Here is a 17,876-nt window from a genome sequence, read left to right as displayed (position 1 = left end):
ACCGGCTGTCACTGAATCAAGTCGGATCGCCGAAGAATAAAAAACCCCGCAAGACCTTGATCTAGCGGGGTTTCCCGGAATTCTTCGGCTCTCGCCGGAACAGCTTCTGGTGCCCAGGGCCGGAATCGAACCGGCACGCCTTGCGGCGGGGGATTTTGAGTCCCCTGCGTCTACCAATTTCACCACCTGGGCAGATTCTGCAGCGCGCGTAGCGGAATGACCGCGCGTGAGGAAGACGCAGATTATGGCCGAAAATCGTCCGACGAGCAAGCCAGTTGCTTTCGCTCGCCGCGTAGCGTCGGCATCGGCTCAAGCCCACTCAGACCCCGCGCGAAAATGCAAAAAAGGCCGCACGGGATTGCGATGGCACAATGCGGGTCTGGTAATGCGGTGCCGGTTTTCGAGTTCAGGAATGACGTGATGGAAGGTTTGAATAGCGCCGGGTCGGCGAGTGTCGGAGCGAGCGATCCCGCGACGCGCGAATCTCCGTTTCGGGTGGCCGGGCACGCGTGCCGTCCCGATTGCGGCGCGTGCTGTATCGCGCCGTCGATTTCGAGTCCGATTCCGGGGATGCCGAACGGCAAGCCCGCGGGCGTGCGCTGCGTGCAGCTCGGCGACGATCTGCGTTGCGCGATTTTCGGCCAGCCCGAGCGGCCCGCGTGCTGCTCGGGTCTGCAGCCGCAGCTCGAAATGTGCGGCGCGAATCGCGACGCAGCGCTCGCATGGCTGACCCGGCTCGAAGTGCTGACCGGGCCGCAGGCGCTGTCCGCTTCGTAGCGCGTGGCGCGCTTCGTTCGACCCGCTGCTCGCTTCCGCTATTCACTTCGATACTCAATCAAGAAACCAGGAAACCGCGTTCATCGCATCCGCCCACCCAAGCCGACGGCCCGCCAGCCTTCCCCAGGAGATTTCGCATGACCCGACTCGCAGCGCCCACCCGGCGCCGCTTTCTGCGCGCGGCGCTGACCGGCTGCGGCGCGCTTGGCATCACCGTGTCGCTCGCGGCCTGCGCGAGCCCGACGTTTCCGTTCATCCCGTCGCACTACACGTTCTCGCAGCAGCAGGTGCAGGAAGCGGTGCAGCGCAAGTTCCCGTATCAGCGCACGGTGTCGCAGGTGTTCGACGTCGCGCTGAGCAACCCGGTGGTGGGCATGCTGCCCGATGCGAACCGCGTCTCGGTGAAGCTCGATGCGCGCTTCGCGAGCCCGTTCCTGCAACAGCCGGTGGACGGCGTGTTCACGCTGTCGAGCGAACTCGCGTACGACCCGGCGAGCCGCTCGGTGATCCTCAAATCGCCGAGCGTCGATAACGTCAGCGTGAACGGCCAGGCACAGGCCTATACGCAGCAGATCAACGCCGCGGCCGCACTGCTCGCGACGCAGCTGCTGACCAACTATCCGATCTACACCTTCAAGCCCGAGCAGCTGCAATTTGCCGGCGTCCACTACGAACCCGGTACAATCACAATCCTTACAAACGGCATACGCGTGCAGATCGTCGAAAAATGACCTGCACGCGCGGCCGATGGGGCCGCGCGTGCCGAGGATGACCTGCGGGCCCCGATCGTTGCGACAACCTACCGCGATAAAGGGGCACGGATGGACTGGCTACTGGCTTGCAAGGCGCTGATTCTCGGCGTCGTCGAGGGTTTGACGGAGTTTCTGCCGGTGTCGAGCACCGGGCATCTGATTGTCGTCGGCAGCCTGCTCGACTTCTCCGACGACCACGCCAAAACCTTCGACGTCGTGATCCAGCTCGGCGCGATTCTCGCCGTGTGCTGGGAGTTTCGGTGGCGCATCGGCAGCGTGATCGTGGGCTTGCCGGGCAAGCCCGAGGCGCGTCGCTTCACGCTGAACGTGATCATTGCGACGATTCCGGCGATCGTGCTCGGCCTGCTGTTCGAGAAGTCGATCAAGGCGGCGCTGTTTTCGCCGGTGCCGGTCGCGTTCGCACTCGTCGCGGGCGGCGTCGTGATCCTGTGGGCGGAGGCGCGCCAGCGTGCGCGCGGCGAAGCGGCGGTGCGGGTGCGCAGCATCGACGATCTGAGCGCGCTCGATGCGCTCAAGGTCGGTCTCGCACAGTGCGTCGCCTTGATCCCGGGCACCTCGCGCTCGGGCTCGACGATCATCGGCGGCATGCTGTTCGGTCTGGAGCGCCGCGTCGCCACCGAGTTCTCGTTCTTTCTCGCGATTCCGATCATCTTCGGCGCGACCGCCTACGAGCTGTACAAGGACTGGCACCTGCTCACCACCGACGCGCTCGGCAGCTTCGCGCTCGGCTTCGTGGCCGCCTTCGTGAGCGCGTTTATCTGCGTGCGCTGGCTGTTGCGTTACGTCGCGTCGCACGACTTCACGGTGTTCGCGTGGTATAGGATCGGCTTCGGTTTGCTGATTCTGCTGATCGGTTATAGCGGCGGGTTGGGCTGGGGGGATTGAGGGTTATCGCCCGCGGTTTGCGATTTCGTTTTATCCGGCGCTTGCGCCATGTAAAAAAGGTCCGCGTATGCGGACCTTTTTGCGTTGCCGGCGGCGAATGACCGTCGCGCGTTTGCTTTACGCCGCGCCGCGCTTGCGGAACACGAGATCCCACACGCCGTGGCCGAGCCGCAAACCGCGCCGCTCGAACTTCGTCACCGGACGATAGTCCGGCCGCGGCGCATAACCGTCGGCGGTGTTATCGAGCAGCGGCTCGGCGCCGAGTACTTCGAGCATCTGCTCGGCGTAGTTCTGCCAGTCGGTCGCGCAATGCAGATACGCGCCCGGCTTCAGGCGCGACACGAGCAGCGCGACGAACTTCGGCTGGATCAGCCGGCGCTTGTGATGGCGCGCCTTGTGCCACGGGTCCGGGAAGAAGATATGCACACCGTCGAGGCTGTCCGGCGCGATCATCTGTTCGAGCACTTCGACCGCGTCGTGCTGGATGATGCGGATGTTCGCGAGCGACTGCTCGCCCATCAGCTTCAGCAAGGCACCGACGCCGGGCTCGTGGACTTCGACGCCGAGGAAATCGTCGCCGGGACGTTGCGCCGCGATTTCCGCGGTGGTCGCGCCCATGCCGAAGCCGATCTCAAGTACGCGCGGCGCCGCGCGGCCGAACACGCTGCTCCAGTCGGGCTGCTGCGGCGAGAAGGGCACGACGAAGCGCGGGCCGAACTCGTCGAGCGCGCGGCGCTGACCGGTCGAGACGCGCCCCGCGCGCGTGACGAAGCTGCGGATGCGGCGGCGATGCAGTGCTTCTTCCGGGCTCGCGCCTTCCGTGTCGTGTGCGTCGTCGAGCGTGTTGTCGGCGCTATCCGCATGGGACGTGTGGTTGCCGCTGGGCGCCGGGAGTTCGTCCGGCAGGCCGGAGTCGTTGGGATCGTGGATCATCGTCGATGTGCTGCAAGGGTGAGGGCCTGACGGCCTGCGTGGCGAGCCGTGCGCTGTTTGCCGCCGATGCGCGCCGCGCGGTGCGGCCAAGCGCGGATCCGGCATATGCAGCGCGCTGCGGCTTGCGGGATGGCCAGCGATGCTGGCGGCGCGCTCCGTCCGCCATGTCACTACAAAAAAGCCGCCTTCAGGGAGGCGGCTCTTGCTGGATTCCGCTGAATGTTCAGCCGGAAAGTGGAGCGGGTGATGATAGCAGCAAGCGCCCTTCAACATATTGATAAATAAACACTTCCCCCCGATTCGAGACGAGGGAAAGGCCTCAATTATCTACTTGTTTAGGCCGTCTTTCAATCCTCGTCGACCAGCACGTTCTGTCGAATGCTATCTACAGCCATTCAGGGCAAGCCGAATCTGGTACGCCAATGAACATTGAAGCAGGCCACGGAACAACAGCACTTTATGACGAGTCGGGGCAGCGTTGATCGCATCGAAAGTGGCCCTATCGAGATTGGCGTGAAGACGCAGACCGTCTATGCGCGCGCCAATGGGGCTCGCGACTCATCGGGGGACGAGCATGGTATCGGGGTGTCACTGGGTGGCGGACTGCAGATGCGCAGACGCATCGGAAACTGCGGAGCGCTGCGAGTGAACGTCGGACATCGAAAGTCCCCTCGGCTGGAAGTGGAACGCCCATCTAGACAGGTTTGCTCGGCGAGAAGAACCGACGATTTTTGCGAAAGTTACCCGGCCTGCTCCTGCGGCGACTGATAGACAGTCGCAAGCAAGGAGAAGATGGGGACCGGGATGTACAAAAGCCAGAGTCAAGGGTCTTTGGACCTCTCGCGGGGCCGAGGAAGCGTAGATGCGGTCTGCCAGAACGCGGATTTCGTTGGCAGTTGCAGCACGCTGGTGGTCTGCTTCGCCAGTTCGAGCTGCCTTCGTAGTGGTGCTGCAAATCAACTAATTAGTCTGATCGGCTAGGGCACGAAGACGCTCTGCACTTACCGCTATCGTTAGACTTATCGTCAAGTTCGCAGATCCAGTCAACGTTACGGCCGTACCCTAACGGCCAGACGCAAGGGGAGATCAATGCCACCTCATTCACGGGCCACTCTCAGGACACAGGGTCTAGAAGCGCGCCGTACTACGACACGACCTCCACAACCGGCCTCTGAGGCCGGGAAGACAGCCTTGACGTGGCTCTCAGCGAGCCATCCCAATCATCTCCAAAATCGATCCAGTCCTATATTTTTGAGTTCGGCTATTTCGTAAAATGACGGGCAAGAATCTGAAGAACAAGGCCACATTGTGCGGGGAGAAACGATGGTTCCACGTGTTGTAATTATCGACGATCATCCGCTTATGCGAATGGCCGTACGTGTTGTATTGGAACGAGATGGTTGCGAAGTCGTCGCTGAGTGTCATTCAGGCGCAGATGGTGTTCAGGCCGTTCGCACTCACAAGCCGGATTTGGTAATCCTTGATCTGGCAATCCCCAACCTTGATGGTTTGTCCGTGATCGGACGACTGCGAAACCCGACGCTCGCGGCGAGCATTTTGGTGCTGACCGCTAGTGACTCCCGCAATTACGCAATGCGTTGCCTGCAAGCTGGTGCGTCTGGTTTCGTGTGCAAGGACGACAGACTTGATGAACTATCCGGTGCGGTTAAAGCCGTTCTCGCCGGCTACTCCTATTTCCCGCGCGTGGTCACGGACATGTTTCGTGATGGAGTCCAGGAGCTCTTACCCCAAAAGGAAGGCACAGCTTCCGAACTCGACGGCCTTACTGACCGCGAAATGACTATTCTCGGCTTGCTTGTGAAAGGGATGAATAACCACGAAATTGGGCGGACATTGATGCTTAGCCACAAGACGGTGAGCACATATAAAATACGCCTGATGGGCAAGCTCAATGCCCCGACCATGGTTGACCTTATCAAGGTCGCCGAGCGCAATGGTATTGAGACGATCTAGCCGCTCTCGTACCCCTGATCCGGCCACCTTGAATGGCGTACACCAGTACGGCTGGCCTGACGTAGACATCCTTGATTAGTGTTTTCGCAGGGATAGCAAAAGATGTCTCGCAGACGCCTAGCCTCAGCGAGCACAAATGAAAAAAATCCTGTGCTTCCTTGTAAATGTCATCGGCGCTGAGATGGGGAGTCTCGCTACATTCAAGGCAACCCTTGCAAAGCTGCCAGCATGTCCAACACCAATCACCCGCGATCGCAGCGTCAGATTCGCCGACCTGGTCGAGTGGCACGAATGGGGGAGCGCAAGATGCAATTCTCATGGAGAAGAACCGGGAACGGTTCACGGATGGAAGCGTAGCCGCTACGGTTACGAAAGTACGTCCTTGTCTTTACTGGCCGACTTCGCGCTCACCTCTAGGGTCGACTCGTGGCGTTGTGACATTCAAGATGTACATGGCCTGAGCGCGTCTAAGTCAAACCTCTCCAATTTCAACTCGTTAGACGATCTGGTAGAAACGAATTCGCGGGAGATGATCCCCTCCATTGACCGAATATGGCTAGACAAGAACCTGGCGCATCATGAAATCAGAATCCTACAGGGCCCATCTGGTGGTGATTTCTTCAGCCGATGTCAGTGGGACGGTCGACTCTATCTTCGAAACAGCGGAGGATCCCACCACTTCAGCGCCGCCAGGTACATCGCCAAACGAATCGGCGTGAAGATCCCGCTCGAAGGCCAACTCTACGAACACTCCCTCAATCCTGTTGTCGTTCAGGACCTCATCACTCGCTTTGAGATCCTGGCAATTCCAGAAGATTGGTCCCACGATCATGATTTCCATAAACTGCTGCGCCTGAGTGGTGCCTCGTACTATTGGAAGGCCCTTCCGAGACCCTGGAATACCTTCCGCTCAATTTTTCTGCCCAAAAACAAACCGCGGGTGCTCCGCATTGCGACTCTCCTCAGGGAGAAGAATGCGCTCGACGTGGGTGCATCTCTATCCGTTCTGCTGAGGCAACAATTGTCGTTCCAACAGCAGCACGACACCTGCAGCCATCAATCTCTGATACCCGGCCAAGGAAAAGTAAAGCCGAAAATCTAGGCAAGTCGGTCACCGCGATACCGCTTTTGTAAGTAGCCACGCAATTACTCGACGGGCCCTGCGCATTGCGTGCCGGCCCGACGCTCTCATCTATCGTAGTGGATTGTGCTCCGACTCTGCAGCCGTCAGGTATTGCAAGTACCCATCACACATCGCCGTCAGAATCGACTTCAGGTCTTGCATCTGTGAGACAATTTCTTCTGTGAGCGGCGACTGCGACGTGCCCGCATTCTGCAGGGCAATGCAACAGCGGACCAACTCCGCATGGTTGAGCATTCGCCCAACACCGAGCAGTTGGTGGGCGAGCAAGGCGATCTCAGATTCATGCGCACGCGGCTCCAACTGATCAAGCTTCTGCAGCGCATCTTCCATGGCTTTGATCGTCTCGCGAACCAAGGCAAGTCTCCTTGCCCGATTACTGCCGGCGACCGCCCGAAGGGCCTCGATACCTCTGAGCGCGGTGTCGGGCATCTCATGGGTATCGATGTCACACTCACTGCTCTGCGCAAAGGGCGAAACGTGCCCATTGGACTTGATAGTAGAAAGCCTGTCTCTTAACGCGTCCAGCCCCATCGGCTTCACGGTGCAGCCGTTCATACCAGCCGCGAGAGAACGTGCGAGTTCCTCAGGCTGAGCATCCGCAGTAAGGCCCAAGATCACACAGGATGATCGATCCGATGCGGCTTCCTCGCACCGGATTGCTTTGGCGAGGTCTGTTCCCTGGATACCGGGCATCTGACAATCCGTAATAACCACGTCGAACCAGCCCGCTCTCCACAGCTCAAGCGCTCGCTCGCCGCGTTCTGCGGCAGTGGGCCTATGACCGAGAAACTCCAACTGCTGGCAGAGCAACCGCCGATGAATGCCATAGTCATCGACCACAAGTACCTGAAGACTCTGCCGCTCAAGAGGAGCGGGATTCGAGACGGTCTGTCCAGCGTCAGGGACGGTAGCTACCAGCGCATTATCCATGTGGTGCAAGACAAAGCTTGCAGTCACAGTAGTCCCTTTGGACGGGGCACTGCGCATGTTCAAATTGCCTCCCATCAGCTCGCACAGGGAACGCGAAATTGCAAGACCAAGGCCCGCCCCGCCGTGATCCGAATTCGCCTTTCTGAGCTGGGTGAAGGGATGAAAAAGACGCTCTTGATCTTCTCGCGAGATGCCGATTCCGGTATCCATGACCGCCACCTCAAGATGAACCCTGGCGTCGTCTTGTGCGCGCCCCTGTACCGCGATCGTCACAGAGCCGGACGTCGTGAATTTAATAGCGTTGCTGACAAGATTGGACAGAATTTGTTTGAACCTCGTCGGGTCAATCAATACGTCACCTCGCATGTTGGCGTCCAGGTCGAGATCGAGGGCCAAACTCAATCCCTTCTGGCGAGCCAGCCCTTCGAACACCAGGGCCACCGATTCAACCAGGTCTCGGACATTGGCACGCATTGGGGATAGACTCAAGCGCCCTGACTCAATTCGGACGATATCCAGAACGTCTCCAATCAACACCTGAAGACCTTTGGCACTCGCATGTGCCACCTGAATACCTGGGCGATCAAGTTTTCCCTCATCGGCCTGTCGCTGAACGAGTTCTAGAGTTCCAATTACCGCGCTCAACGGCGTTCGGATCTCGTGGCTCATCGTCGCCAGGAAGTTTGTCTTCTCGCGGCTGATCTGCTCGGCACGCTCGCGGGCTTGCTCGACCTCACAGACCAGACTCTCCATGGTCTCAGTCAATTGTTGTTGCTCGGTCACGTCCATCCACCCGCAAAGGAGACCCTGCACCATGCCGGAAGCGTCGTGGTATGGCTGAATCCAATGATCGAGCCAACGTCGTTCGCCGTTGATGTAGACCAATCGCCGCGCCCGAATCGGTTCGTTCCTTTCGAGCGCCTTCTGGTAAGCACTGTGCAATTCATGCGCCGCGCCAAATTTGGATGATCCGTCGATGACGGTCTTGCCGACAAGAGCGTCAAGACTAACGCCCACAGCCTCTTCGTAGCTGCGTGACGCATCAGTTAGCTTCAGCTCCCTGTCGCGGACGTACACTGGGTGCGGCGTAGCGTCGCCAAGGATCTGGATATACTGAAGCCGGTCATTCAGTGACTTCTCGACCCCCCGCCGTCTAGCGATCTGCAGCCGTAGAATTAGCGCCCAGATCACGAAGACGCCAATCATCGCGATAGACGCCAGAATGATGGCGAAGATGACCTCTCGGTGATCCAACCAAGTCTGTCCGGTCATCGCCGGGTTTGGCCGCCAGCGACTAGCAATCGAGTTCATTTCCTCCGGCGGGATATCGAGAATGACTTTGCTCAGAATCGACTGCAATTCAACATCACTACGACGCATCCCGAAATTGCTCACAGCGGTATCGTTGTCAACGATGCCACTAACTACCAGAGTGTCCTCGAAGAGTTTGGATATGTAGTAGCGTCCCCGGATCAAGCTTGTCACAGCCGCATCGGCCCGCCCCGCTGCGACCTCGCGCATCGAATCCAGAGATGTTGCCGTCTCGATAAGTTGTATATCCGGATACTTGGCGGCAATCGCCTTGTAACACGCATGCCCTTTTGTGATCGCCAGTCGCTTGCCTTGGAGATCTCGCAGTCGTCTGGCTTGCGCCGTCTCAGCTTCGCGCGAAACCAACACGAACGTGCTGGTCATGAAGCGCGGAGTAAAGCGCATGAAGGCATCCCGCTCGGGCGTTCTGCTGAGAATGCTCAAGTCCGCCTTGCCATCGATGACCCCGCTGATCAGCGAACTGGAGTTGTCGATGCGCTTTATCTCGAATCGCAAGCCGGTGCGCTGAGCAACCAGGTCGAGAACGTCTGCAGCAATTCCATTGAAGTTGCCTTCCCTGTCTACGAAAGCGACGGGGGCCTGATCGTCGCTAATCGCCAACGTTACTGTCGGGTGTTCCGCAAGCCAGGTTTCTTCATCCCGAGTTAACTTCAACTCGGTTTCCGGAATGTCATATCCACCACCGACCCAACGACGGCTCAGTGAATCAAGCTTGGCTTTACCCAGTGTATGCAACGCGGTATTGACAGCCCGACGGAGGGTGGTATTGGATGTATCGATGGCAAACCCATATCCATCGGACTGCACCTCTAGCAGGCGCTCGATCTTGATGTAGTTGAAGTAACTGTGATTGATATGGTAGCGGGCGGTCAGGGTGTCGCCCAGGTAGAGGTCTGCTTCGCCAAAGGCGGCGGCAGCCATGGCCTGACCGGCCGACCCGTAGGTCTGAAACCTGGCGTTCGGAAACGCACCTTTTAGGACCTTTTCATCGATATATCCATCGGTAATGGCAATCTTTGCCCCAGCCAAGTCTTCGCCATAGGTCCTGGTGTCTTGGGGACGACGATAGATTGCCAGGATGTCATGGGCATAGGGAGTCGACAGGACAATGCTATTGCTTGCGTCACGCAAGGTGGAGGCGCCCGACAGCAGATCTATTTCGCCGGCGTGCAGGGCATTCAAGGCTTGCGAACGCGTGGCGTAGAGGAGTATGCGCACTTTGACGTGCAGTTGTTCGCCGAGCAAAGTAGAAACGTCGGCTGTAATCCCCTTGAAGTCCGTGGAACCAGCAACCTCAAGAGGAGGCAAGCCGGGCTCCGTGACGCCTACGAGCAACTCACCCTTGCGTCGTAAATAGCGCCAATCTTCGTCAGACAGCGGCAGTTCTACGGACTCGGCTCGAGCGGTACTGAACAGCTCTAGCTCGACCGGAGCAGACGTACCTGACTGAGGTGAAGCGACCGCTATCCCGGCGAGCACCAGGAAAAGCATCAATGTAATTGATTGAATGATCCTGCGCATATGTCCAATTTCGCTTTGGCGGAAACCCTTATTTTGGACAAAAGTATCGAGTCCGAACTCCATCACGCGTGGGTTACGACATCCAGACAAACGGGGGTCAAACTCCGAGTCCTGTGTGCGCAACGAGGTATTACGCTAGCCTCCAAGGACGTAGCCCAATTTCTTTTGCCGTCTACAGACGGCTGCGTCCATTCACCAATAGAGCGATAATTAGACATAGCTAGGGCCACCGCTGGTCTTGAAGAGATTGACTTTATATACCGTACTGAAGAATGTGGAAGAAATCTCGCCGAATTCATCCTATTTTTCTTCTGAACTATCTGATAAAACGATCAGATAGTTCCCGGCAGTGCCTGCGCAGGGTGTCTCCTTCAATCGGCCAGGATCAGTGCTCGTTTCGTCGTAGCGCTCCCAGTAGCGCTGTCTTGCGGTCGTCCGTTCCCCAGGATCACCGTTCGTCCGCCAAGCTCGTCAAAAGTACTCGCCTGGCCCCTTCACGTGCCTGGCCACGCCATCCGCTGGTTCGCGCATGCAAGTGATGCATTGACCTCCGCCCCTGGCAGGCAGGCCTAAGGTGACGCCCATGGTGTCTCGGCTCTAGAGGGGAGGAGCAATATTTGCTCGCGCGCACTTGCCTCCTTTCCATACCAGTCCTGTTCTACTCCGGCGAACCGCGCTATCAGAAGAATCTGACAATCTTTCGGGATACATCTTCTTCATTTCAATAACGATCCACCTTACGATCTGCGAAGAAGTTCTCTCAGGTGCCAGCTCCGGATTTTCTGCTCCTGGGCGTCACCATCGATCTTATGTTATTCGTCTTTGTCTAATGAAACTTTTCCTGGCAGGTTATGAAATGTCCTATGCCTAAGCGGTAAAAGCGAACTTGGCGATAAGGGAAGGCAGGGTAGTAGATTAAATTTATGCTCCACCGACAATTCCAGAAGGAACATTTAATTGGCGTTCTTCTCTTTTCAACGCCAACGGTCAGTTTGAGGCTTATTGCAGATGAGAGCCCGGACTTGACGGGGTGCCTCTTAGTGAGTCGGGCTGTACGAGATATTGAATCTATTCGTGCGAGATAGTGAGTGTGGCAAAGAATTTTAAGAGTATTAATGTCTATGACGCAGCTAAAGCACGCTTACGTCTTGTCTTTGAACACTTCGGGCGTGTCTGCGTTGCGTTCTCCGGTGGCAAGGACAGTACCGTCACACTGCATCTCGCGATTGAAGTTGCCCGTGAACTAAATCGGCTCCCCGTGCACGCGCTCTTCATTGATTTAGAGGGACAGTACAAGGCGACCATCGACCATGTCACGACGATGTTCGATCTTGAAGAGGTGCGTCCCTGGTGGATTTGCCTGCCGATCAACTTGCGCAATGCCTCAAGCCTTTCTGAGCCCTATTGGTGCAGTTGGGAGCCTGGTCGTGAGAATGAATGGGTGCGTCCCCTGCCAGACCACCCATCGGTGATCAGTGATCCGGCGCGTTTTCCGTTCTATCGGTACAGAATGGAATTCGAGGAGTTCTTCCCCGCATTCAACGCCTGGCTTTCGGAAGACGTACCCACCGCATTTCTTGTCGGTATCCGCTCCGATGAGTCATTAAACCGCTACATGGCTGTCAAAAAAGGGCCAAGGGTAAAAAAGCGCGCCTGGACGCCTCCCGGGCATGACTTGGCCATACATTGGAGTACCAGGGATCTGCAGGCCGGAGACCAATGCGTCACGTTCTTCCCGATCTACGACTGGCGGTTCGAAGATCTGTGGCGCTACGTCGGTGATGCGCAGTTAGAGTACAACGCCGTATATGACCTGATGTACCGTGCCGGTGTGCCTTTTTCGCAGATGCGCATTTGCCAACCCTTCGGGGATGATCAGCGCAGGGGGCTGGACCTGTTCCACAAACTTGAGCCTGAGACCTGGTTTCGCATCGTAAAACGCGTCGCCGGCGCCAACTACGCAGCCCGCTACAGTCGACAACAATTTCTTGGCTACCGCGGCGGGTTAGGCTTGCCAACCTCGTTCGACTCCTGGCGCAAGTACAGCCAGTTCTTGCTGTGCAGCATGCCGCAGCCCATGCGTCAGGTATATCTGCGACGAATCCACCGCTTCGTCCTCTGGTGGAAAGACAACGGCTATCCCCTTGAGAAATGGCCGGACGCCGGTACCCCTGCGCTGGAGAACAAGAAGGTTCAGCCCTCGTGGCGTCGCGTTGCTATGGCATTACTCAAGCAGGATATGGCTCGCTCACTCTCGTTTGGAGTTTCGCAGCGAGACCTGCAAACCTTGGCTAAAACAGGAGAATCAACACATGACGACGCCAGTGGAGTTTGAGTTGTCTGAACTGCGTTCGATCGATGACGAGGCTCACTTTTTCTCATCGCTCGGTTGGTTCTTCTCAAATCCTTCTGTACGTCGCGAGTGTGGTGGCTACCCGCTAAATGACGGACCGTTTTACCGATGGTTCGTCGCCAAACACAAGCGTGAGCACCGTACGCTGGGTTTCGCAAGCATCGAGCACAAAGGCGACACGCTGATGTGGCGCGAGGGGTATGTCCGAGCCGAGGCTCGCGGCTGCGGCCTGTTCAGGGCGCTTCGCAACAACGTCCTCGATTATGTGGACCGGCATGAACTGCACTGCACGACTCGGGTGTTCGTTGCATCGATTCCGCTGCTTGAACCATACGGTTTCTGTGTCCGGAGCACACGGGGAAAATGGGTAACTCTTGAGAGGGAACAGCATGTCCAGTAGTCTGCTACAACGCGCCGAACTCCTGTTCCAGGAAATAGCGGCACTTCCGCTAGCGGAGAAGGTTGAGACCCTCAATTCCCTGCGCCGAAATCTGCACGCCTATAGTCCGTTTGCTAGTGAGCCGGTCGACCTGGTCGAGTGGTTGCCTGCGACGTTAGTCGTGGGAAATGACTACAATCCAAACGCCGTTGCACCTCCCGAGGTCAAGCTCTTGCAGCATTCGATCGAGGTAGACGGCTTCACCCAGCCGATCGTGACTCATCAGGAAGGCAGTAAGCGTGTCGTGGTCGATGGCTTTCACCGACAGAAAGTCGGTAAAACGTCGCCGCCGATTAAGACCCGCCTCCATGGTTACCTTCCTGTGGTCAAGATCCGCAGCGAGCGCGTCGAATTGGCAGACCGCATGGCAGCGACAATACGCCACAATCGCGCCCGCGGCATTCACGGCGTTCAGCCCATGACTGAAGTGGTCGTAACGCTCCTGAAAGCAGGCTGGAGCGATGAGATGGTGGCCCAGCGGCTCGGCATGGATGCGGAGGAGGTGTTGCGATTCAAGCAGGTAGCCGGGCTCTCTGAGTTATTCAGAAATCGCGAGTACTCACAGTCCTGGGATTGAAACAATATCAGTGACACGGCCATATGGCTGCCTCCGACCTCAGTAATAACAGATTGTTCTTGCAGAACATCCTCAGTTTTCTGCCTTTCGACAGCAAATGGAACTGGCGTACTCAATTGCCTGCGCTTCGCGCGTCGTCGGTATCTGAAATCGGGGCGCCGGGGGCTTTCGCATCTGATTTCACCGACAAGTACGGGTTGTTGGCGTACAGCTCATCAAGAAGCTCAGACGGTTGATCTAGCAGGTAGCCGTGAAGCTGGCGAGACTTGCGTGGCCCCATTACCGTGCATGTCCAGATATTCAGCCCATTGGCTTGCTTGCGATGTATCTGCAGCTTTTCAAACTGCTTCTGTACCCATTGCCAGTCCTGCAACTGTGTTTCCCTGGCTAGCGCAGCAATCCGTGGATACTCCTGCGCATAGCGCTGGAAAATTCCTGGGCTCACGAGGTACACCGTATCGGCCACAGTATGAACAAGTGCCTTCGCGTCATTCAGGACGAGTTTGCGAGTTTGAAGAGCCAGCCGCAGCCAGGCGATGAAGTGTTTGCCAGATGGCATGACGACTGAAGGCAGTGGCTCGGATGTTGCTGGTGCGCGAGCCGCCTCTTCAGTGCTTTGCCTCTCGTTGTGAGGCATAGGCGTCACGAGCATCTCCACAGCCTCTACCGGCTGCGCAATGGCTCCCGCAAGAGTGGTCGGTAGTTGCTGCGACGATGGCGGAGCGGCGGCCTCCTCCGGAGTTCCGAACATGGAAAGAAGGTCGGAAACCGGGTCCACCGCGTCAGCAGTAGGCGAGGCCGAAGCCATCCCCGGATCGCCATCCGACTTTGGCTCGACCAGGGTTTCGCTAGCAGCGTTCTCTGGGACCACCGTGCCCGCAAATGGAGGAGGACGCTTACCCAAGTTGTCCCAGATCAATGCGGGGGCTAGCTTGAGGAACGTGAACGTGTGCGACCAACCATTCTCTCCGGTGACGGTTGCCTTCCAGATTGCTTTGCCATCAACTGTGGCCAGCGCCATACCGTGGTCCTGCAAAATGGTGAACAGTGCGGTATTGCTGCTGGGGATACCTTCAATTCCCTGCGACAGCAGGTGGGCTCGCAGCTTGTCCGACACGGTCTTGCTCACGAGCCAGAGCGCGTCCTGCGTCAGCCATCCATCGGAGGCCTCCAGTTGATTCAGCTTGAATTCTTCCTTGAGGAGGTAGCGCAATCCATCCAGCAGCTTGCGTTGCAGCGCATGCCTGGGCGCGGCAAGCGCCCGGCTCGGATCTCCGCCCAGCGCCTGCGCTACCGAAGCCTGATCCGCCTGGACTACCAGTTCTCCTAACGCACCAGCATGCTCATACTGGCCTGCCAGAACGTACAACAACGGCTCCCAGACATCCTGATGATCGCTGAGCCAATCGAGGATCCCGGTATCCAGCACTTGTCGGTACAACAATGCGGACGCAGCGCTATGTAGGCGATAGGCGCGGCCCTCGCGATAGCGAAACCGGTATGGCTGTGTCATCGGGCCGTGCCACGGGTGCCACGTGCCGCCGTCGACCCGTTCTACTTGGATGTCGACTGCGATCTTGCCCACGTCGTGCAGGAGCGCCGCATAGGCCGTCGCAGCCGTCCAGGCTTCCGCCTGGGCGGCCTGATCCTCCGGCGTAGAGCCAACGGGTAGCAGCCGCGATTGCCGTAGCTTCAATGCATAGGCAACGATTTCCAGACCATGGTCCAGCATTCCTCCAGGATAGGCATGGTGGTGGCTTTCGGATGCAGGAAGGTGCTGCACCAGCAGCGCGTAGCGCTCGAGCGGGCGCTGGTACAGCTCGGCAAACTGTTGGCGTGACAACGACGTCCGTTGCCAGATGTGCTCCAACAGCATCTGGCGCCGCTGCGTACCTAACAACCGATCCGCCGATTCCGGGCGTACGAAGCCGGCAGGTACCGGTAAAGGCTGAGTGGAGGCGAGCGGGGCGGGCTTCTTCTTGAGCAGTCGGAACATGCGTGTACCGGTAGATTGACCTTCAGTGGCCTTTTCCTTTTCTGAAACTCCTGATGTAACGCCAAGGGTGCTTTCCCGCCATCAACAATCCGATGCGCGGGGTGTCCGTCTTTGCCCTGAGGCCTAAAGGGACGGGAACCGGCAGAGGTCCGTGACACGTCTGAACGGCCCGAGAAATCTGAAGCGGAGCGTATTTCCCCCCCTTTCCAGGTAGGGCCTTTCCCCTTGCGCGTCCTTCCCTTGAGCCTTTTTCCCTTTCACTATTTCGGAAAACCGGCAAATACGAGACCTGGCGGGCGAGCGTGCACGCCTCGCCATTTACGCTTTGGATCCCATCCGGCCGTCCAACCGATGTGGGAAGAGCGGAAAAAATAATGGGTCAGATCGCCTCGACCATGCTCTCTGAGCAACAGGAATAAAGTCCGCTTTTTTTTGAAGGTCGCCTTTTGGCTTTGGCCGGCAACACCTGCTATTGCGCGGGCATCTTCTCCTATTCTGCGCAGATGGACGGCCTGCAGGCTGAAGAAAGGCGAACTTTGCAATAAACGCTATTGAATTAGCGCGACAGTCCAAGCTGGCAGATTTGGGATATGCCCGTAGGGGCATTGGGAAGGAAACACAGAAGTCTCGAGCACTCGGCGATACGTTGGGAGTTGTAAGAGAAGAAAGCCGAGCCTTGTATGAAAGGCCCGGGGGCCTGTGGTCACTGGCCACTTCCGGGAAGGGGGCGGTCGTGATATGTGGCCAAAGGAAAATCGCTAAGGCTTGGAAATTGTCGACATCAACACTTCGGGGTACGAAGCTTCCTGTTTCACACGCTGCCACTCGGCTTTCAAGATGGCTTTCGAGTGTTCTTGCGCTTCGCGGATCAGGCTGATCGTTTTGTCTAGCAGCTCGTTCGCTTCAGCTCGTGTGCGCGCACCTTGGGTACCCGCGCCAAAATCAACAAGCGCGAAGCTGAGCAGATGAACCGAGCTGCCTTCGCGTCCACGGAAAGCGAATCCGATGCACTGGCTTCATGCCCTGGTTCACGGCGTATGCGACCGCGACAGGCTGACTTCCGGATACTGGTCAACAAGTCCGCAGTCGCGACGTTTCATTGGGTGATGCTCGACTACTTCACGCTAGCCGTCGCACTTGGTGCCGACTATCTGCGCATAGTTGGCATTGCGCTGCCATCACTCATGGAGAGCATGGGCGTGGATATCACACAGGCTGGTTTTATGGCCAGTTTGGCAATTTTCGTACTGGTATTAGTGATTTTGACTCAATGATAGACGAGTACGAAACCCGCCCGCGGGAATGGACATTAGAGTGGATGCATCACGGACACGACTAGCCATCGGGCGGAATGCACCATGAAGATCTCCCTCATTATTGCAGATGATCATCCCGCGTTGATCATGGGTGTCAAACACGAACTCGCGGACTTTCACACCATTTCCATCGTGGGCACCGCCAACAATTCAACGGAGACGTTCGAGCTGCTGGCAAAGAAGCATTGCGACGTGCTGGTGACTGACTACATTATGCCTGGCGGCAATTTCGGCGATGGTATGGCGATGCTGATGTTCCTCCGCCGTCTTTACCCCAGTTTGAAAATTATCGTGTTTACGTCCATCGACAACCACGCCATGGTTGCGGAGATGGTGAAGATCGGTGTGCACTCGGTGCTGAGTAAAGCGGACACATTAGGGCACCTTGTTTCCGCGATTCACTCCGTATATGCCGGCGCGACCTATTTCTCCCCCAAGTTTCGCTCAGCTACGTTGATTGGGCAGGCCTTCTCGAAGCTAACCCGTCGCGAAGCAGAAGTGATGCGCCTATACATGTCCGGCGTGTCGATCAACGAAATTGCGGCGCAGTTCAACCGCTCCAAACAGACAATCAGTTCCCAAAAGACGAGCGCGATGCGAAAACTTGGCATCAAGAGAGATGTGGAACTGTTTCGCGTTGCACACGAAACCGGGCTGTTGAGCGACGCTGCCGCGCTGGTCGATCACGACAGTCAGGAGTCGACGGTCACGCAGGAGGGTTAGGGGTGCCGGCTGCTCTTTGGGGCGGGACATTCCGAGCCATGCCACGAGCACATCGTTCCGTGCCGCGCATGTGACCGGTGCGATGGCGGCAAAGCGCCTGTGTGCCCATCCCTTTACTACCTTCACTGTCCATCGGCCAGGTCTTCGTGCGAAGGCCGCGCAGATTCGCGCTTCCGCTCTGGCACGACATCCTGCGCCCGCTG

General features: G+C 57.6%; 13 protein-coding genes, 1 tRNA gene and 1 pseudogene. 10 read left to right on the top strand and 5 right to left on the bottom strand.

The window, feature by feature from the left end; genetic code table 11:
- Positions 1 to 107 precede the first annotated feature (107 nt).
- Positions 108 to 192: transfer RNA gene (locus G3N58_RS09025), tRNA-Leu, on the bottom strand.
- A gap of 228 nt (positions 193 to 420) precedes the next feature.
- Here G3N58_RS09025 and G3N58_RS09020 point away from each other — a divergent pair.
- From G3N58_RS09020 to G3N58_RS09010, 3 genes are all read left to right on the top strand, one after another.
- Positions 421 to 777: a YkgJ family cysteine cluster protein gene (locus G3N58_RS09020; RefSeq protein WP_241016227.1), complete on the top strand. Its 357-nt coding sequence runs from the start codon at positions 421 to 423 to the stop codon at positions 775 to 777.
- 137 nt (positions 778 to 914) lie between these two features.
- Complete coding sequence (locus tag G3N58_RS09015; protein ID WP_167046417.1) at positions 915 to 1,508, top strand: DUF1439 domain-containing protein; 594 nt, start codon at positions 915 to 917, stop codon at positions 1,506 to 1,508.
- A gap of 90 nt (positions 1,509 to 1,598) precedes the next feature.
- The gene (locus tag G3N58_RS09010) at positions 1,599 to 2,435 is read left to right on the top strand and encodes an undecaprenyl-diphosphate phosphatase (RefSeq protein ID WP_205998981.1); all 837 of its coding nucleotides are present in this window, start codon (positions 1,599 to 1,601) and stop codon (positions 2,433 to 2,435) included.
- A gap of 117 nt (positions 2,436 to 2,552) precedes the next feature.
- Here the strand turns inward: G3N58_RS09010 and trmB are convergent, their stop codons facing one another.
- Together trmB and G3N58_RS34110 are read right to left on the bottom strand one after the other, a co-directional pair.
- On the bottom strand, positions 2,553 to 3,368 hold the full coding sequence (trmB, locus tag G3N58_RS09005; protein WP_205998980.1) for a tRNA (guanosine(46)-N7)-methyltransferase TrmB: 816 nt from the start codon (positions 3,366 to 3,368) through the stop codon (positions 2,553 to 2,555).
- 438 nt (positions 3,369 to 3,806) lie between these two features.
- Positions 3,807 to 3,932, bottom strand: a pseudogene (locus G3N58_RS34110) (TauD/TfdA family dioxygenase); the annotation flags it as partial.
- A 759-nt stretch (positions 3,933 to 4,691) separates the two neighbouring features.
- On the opposite strand from G3N58_RS34110, the gene G3N58_RS09000 reads away from it, so the two are divergent.
- Together G3N58_RS09000 and G3N58_RS08995 are read left to right on the top strand one after the other, a co-directional pair.
- Entirely contained in the window at positions 4,692 to 5,342 is a 651-nt protein-coding gene (locus G3N58_RS09000; RefSeq protein WP_205998979.1) for a response regulator transcription factor, read from the top strand.
- A 136-nt stretch (positions 5,343 to 5,478) separates the two neighbouring features.
- Positions 5,479 to 6,444, top strand: coding sequence for a DUF6685 family protein (locus G3N58_RS08995; protein WP_205998978.1), 966 nt, complete (start codon positions 5,479 to 5,481; stop codon positions 6,442 to 6,444).
- A 90-nt stretch (positions 6,445 to 6,534) separates the two neighbouring features.
- Here the strand turns inward: G3N58_RS08995 and G3N58_RS08990 are convergent, their stop codons facing one another.
- On the bottom strand, positions 6,535 to 10,332 hold the full coding sequence (locus G3N58_RS08990; RefSeq protein ID WP_241017046.1) for a transporter substrate-binding domain-containing protein: 3,798 nt from the start codon (positions 10,330 to 10,332) through the stop codon (positions 6,535 to 6,537).
- 1,027 nt (positions 10,333 to 11,359) lie between these two features.
- Between G3N58_RS08990 and G3N58_RS08985 the strand changes: the two genes are divergently transcribed.
- The 3 genes from G3N58_RS08985 to G3N58_RS08975 are packed head-to-tail and all read left to right on the top strand — an operon-like array spanning position 11,360 to position 13,638.
- Complete coding sequence (locus G3N58_RS08985; RefSeq protein ID WP_205998976.1) at positions 11,360 to 12,604, top strand: DUF3440 domain-containing protein; 1,245 nt, start codon at positions 11,360 to 11,362, stop codon at positions 12,602 to 12,604.
- The gene (locus tag G3N58_RS08980) at positions 12,582 to 13,022 is read left to right on the top strand and encodes a transcriptional regulator (protein WP_205998975.1); all 441 of its coding nucleotides are present in this window, start codon (positions 12,582 to 12,584) and stop codon (positions 13,020 to 13,022) included. Before G3N58_RS08985 ends, G3N58_RS08980 begins: the two co-directional genes overlap by 23 nt.
- Positions 13,012 to 13,638, top strand: coding sequence for a ParB/RepB/Spo0J family partition protein (locus tag G3N58_RS08975; RefSeq protein ID WP_205998974.1), 627 nt, complete (start codon positions 13,012 to 13,014; stop codon positions 13,636 to 13,638). The genes G3N58_RS08980 and G3N58_RS08975 overlap by 11 nt, the downstream gene beginning before the upstream one ends.
- Positions 13,639 to 13,750: 112 nt before the next feature.
- On the opposite strand, the gene mobH is transcribed toward G3N58_RS08975, so the two are convergent.
- Positions 13,751 to 15,634, bottom strand: coding sequence for a MobH family relaxase (gene mobH / locus G3N58_RS08970; protein ID WP_205998973.1), 1,884 nt, complete (start codon positions 15,632 to 15,634; stop codon positions 13,751 to 13,753).
- 923 nt (positions 15,635 to 16,557) lie between these two features.
- On the opposite strand from mobH, the gene G3N58_RS08965 reads away from it, so the two are divergent.
- Together G3N58_RS08965 and G3N58_RS08960 are read left to right on the top strand one after the other, a co-directional pair.
- On the top strand, positions 16,558 to 16,908 hold the full coding sequence (locus G3N58_RS08965) for a hypothetical protein (RefSeq protein ID WP_205998972.1): 351 nt from the start codon (positions 16,558 to 16,560) through the stop codon (positions 16,906 to 16,908).
- Positions 16,909 to 16,992: 84 nt separating this feature from the next.
- Positions 16,993 to 17,673 carry a response regulator transcription factor gene (locus tag G3N58_RS08960; protein WP_205998971.1) on the top strand — a complete coding sequence of 227 codons (681 nt, stop codon included), beginning with the start codon at positions 16,993 to 16,995 and terminating at the stop codon, positions 17,671 to 17,673.
- The last annotated feature ends 203 nt before the right edge of the window (positions 17,674 to 17,876 follow it).

This window comes from Paraburkholderia sp. Ac-20342 (genome assembly GCF_017104985.1).
Lineage (GTDB): Bacteria > Pseudomonadota > Gammaproteobacteria > Burkholderiales > Burkholderiaceae > Paraburkholderia.
Note: the sequence above shows the minus strand (reverse complement) of the source record. Positions and strands in the feature narration are given on the sequence as shown.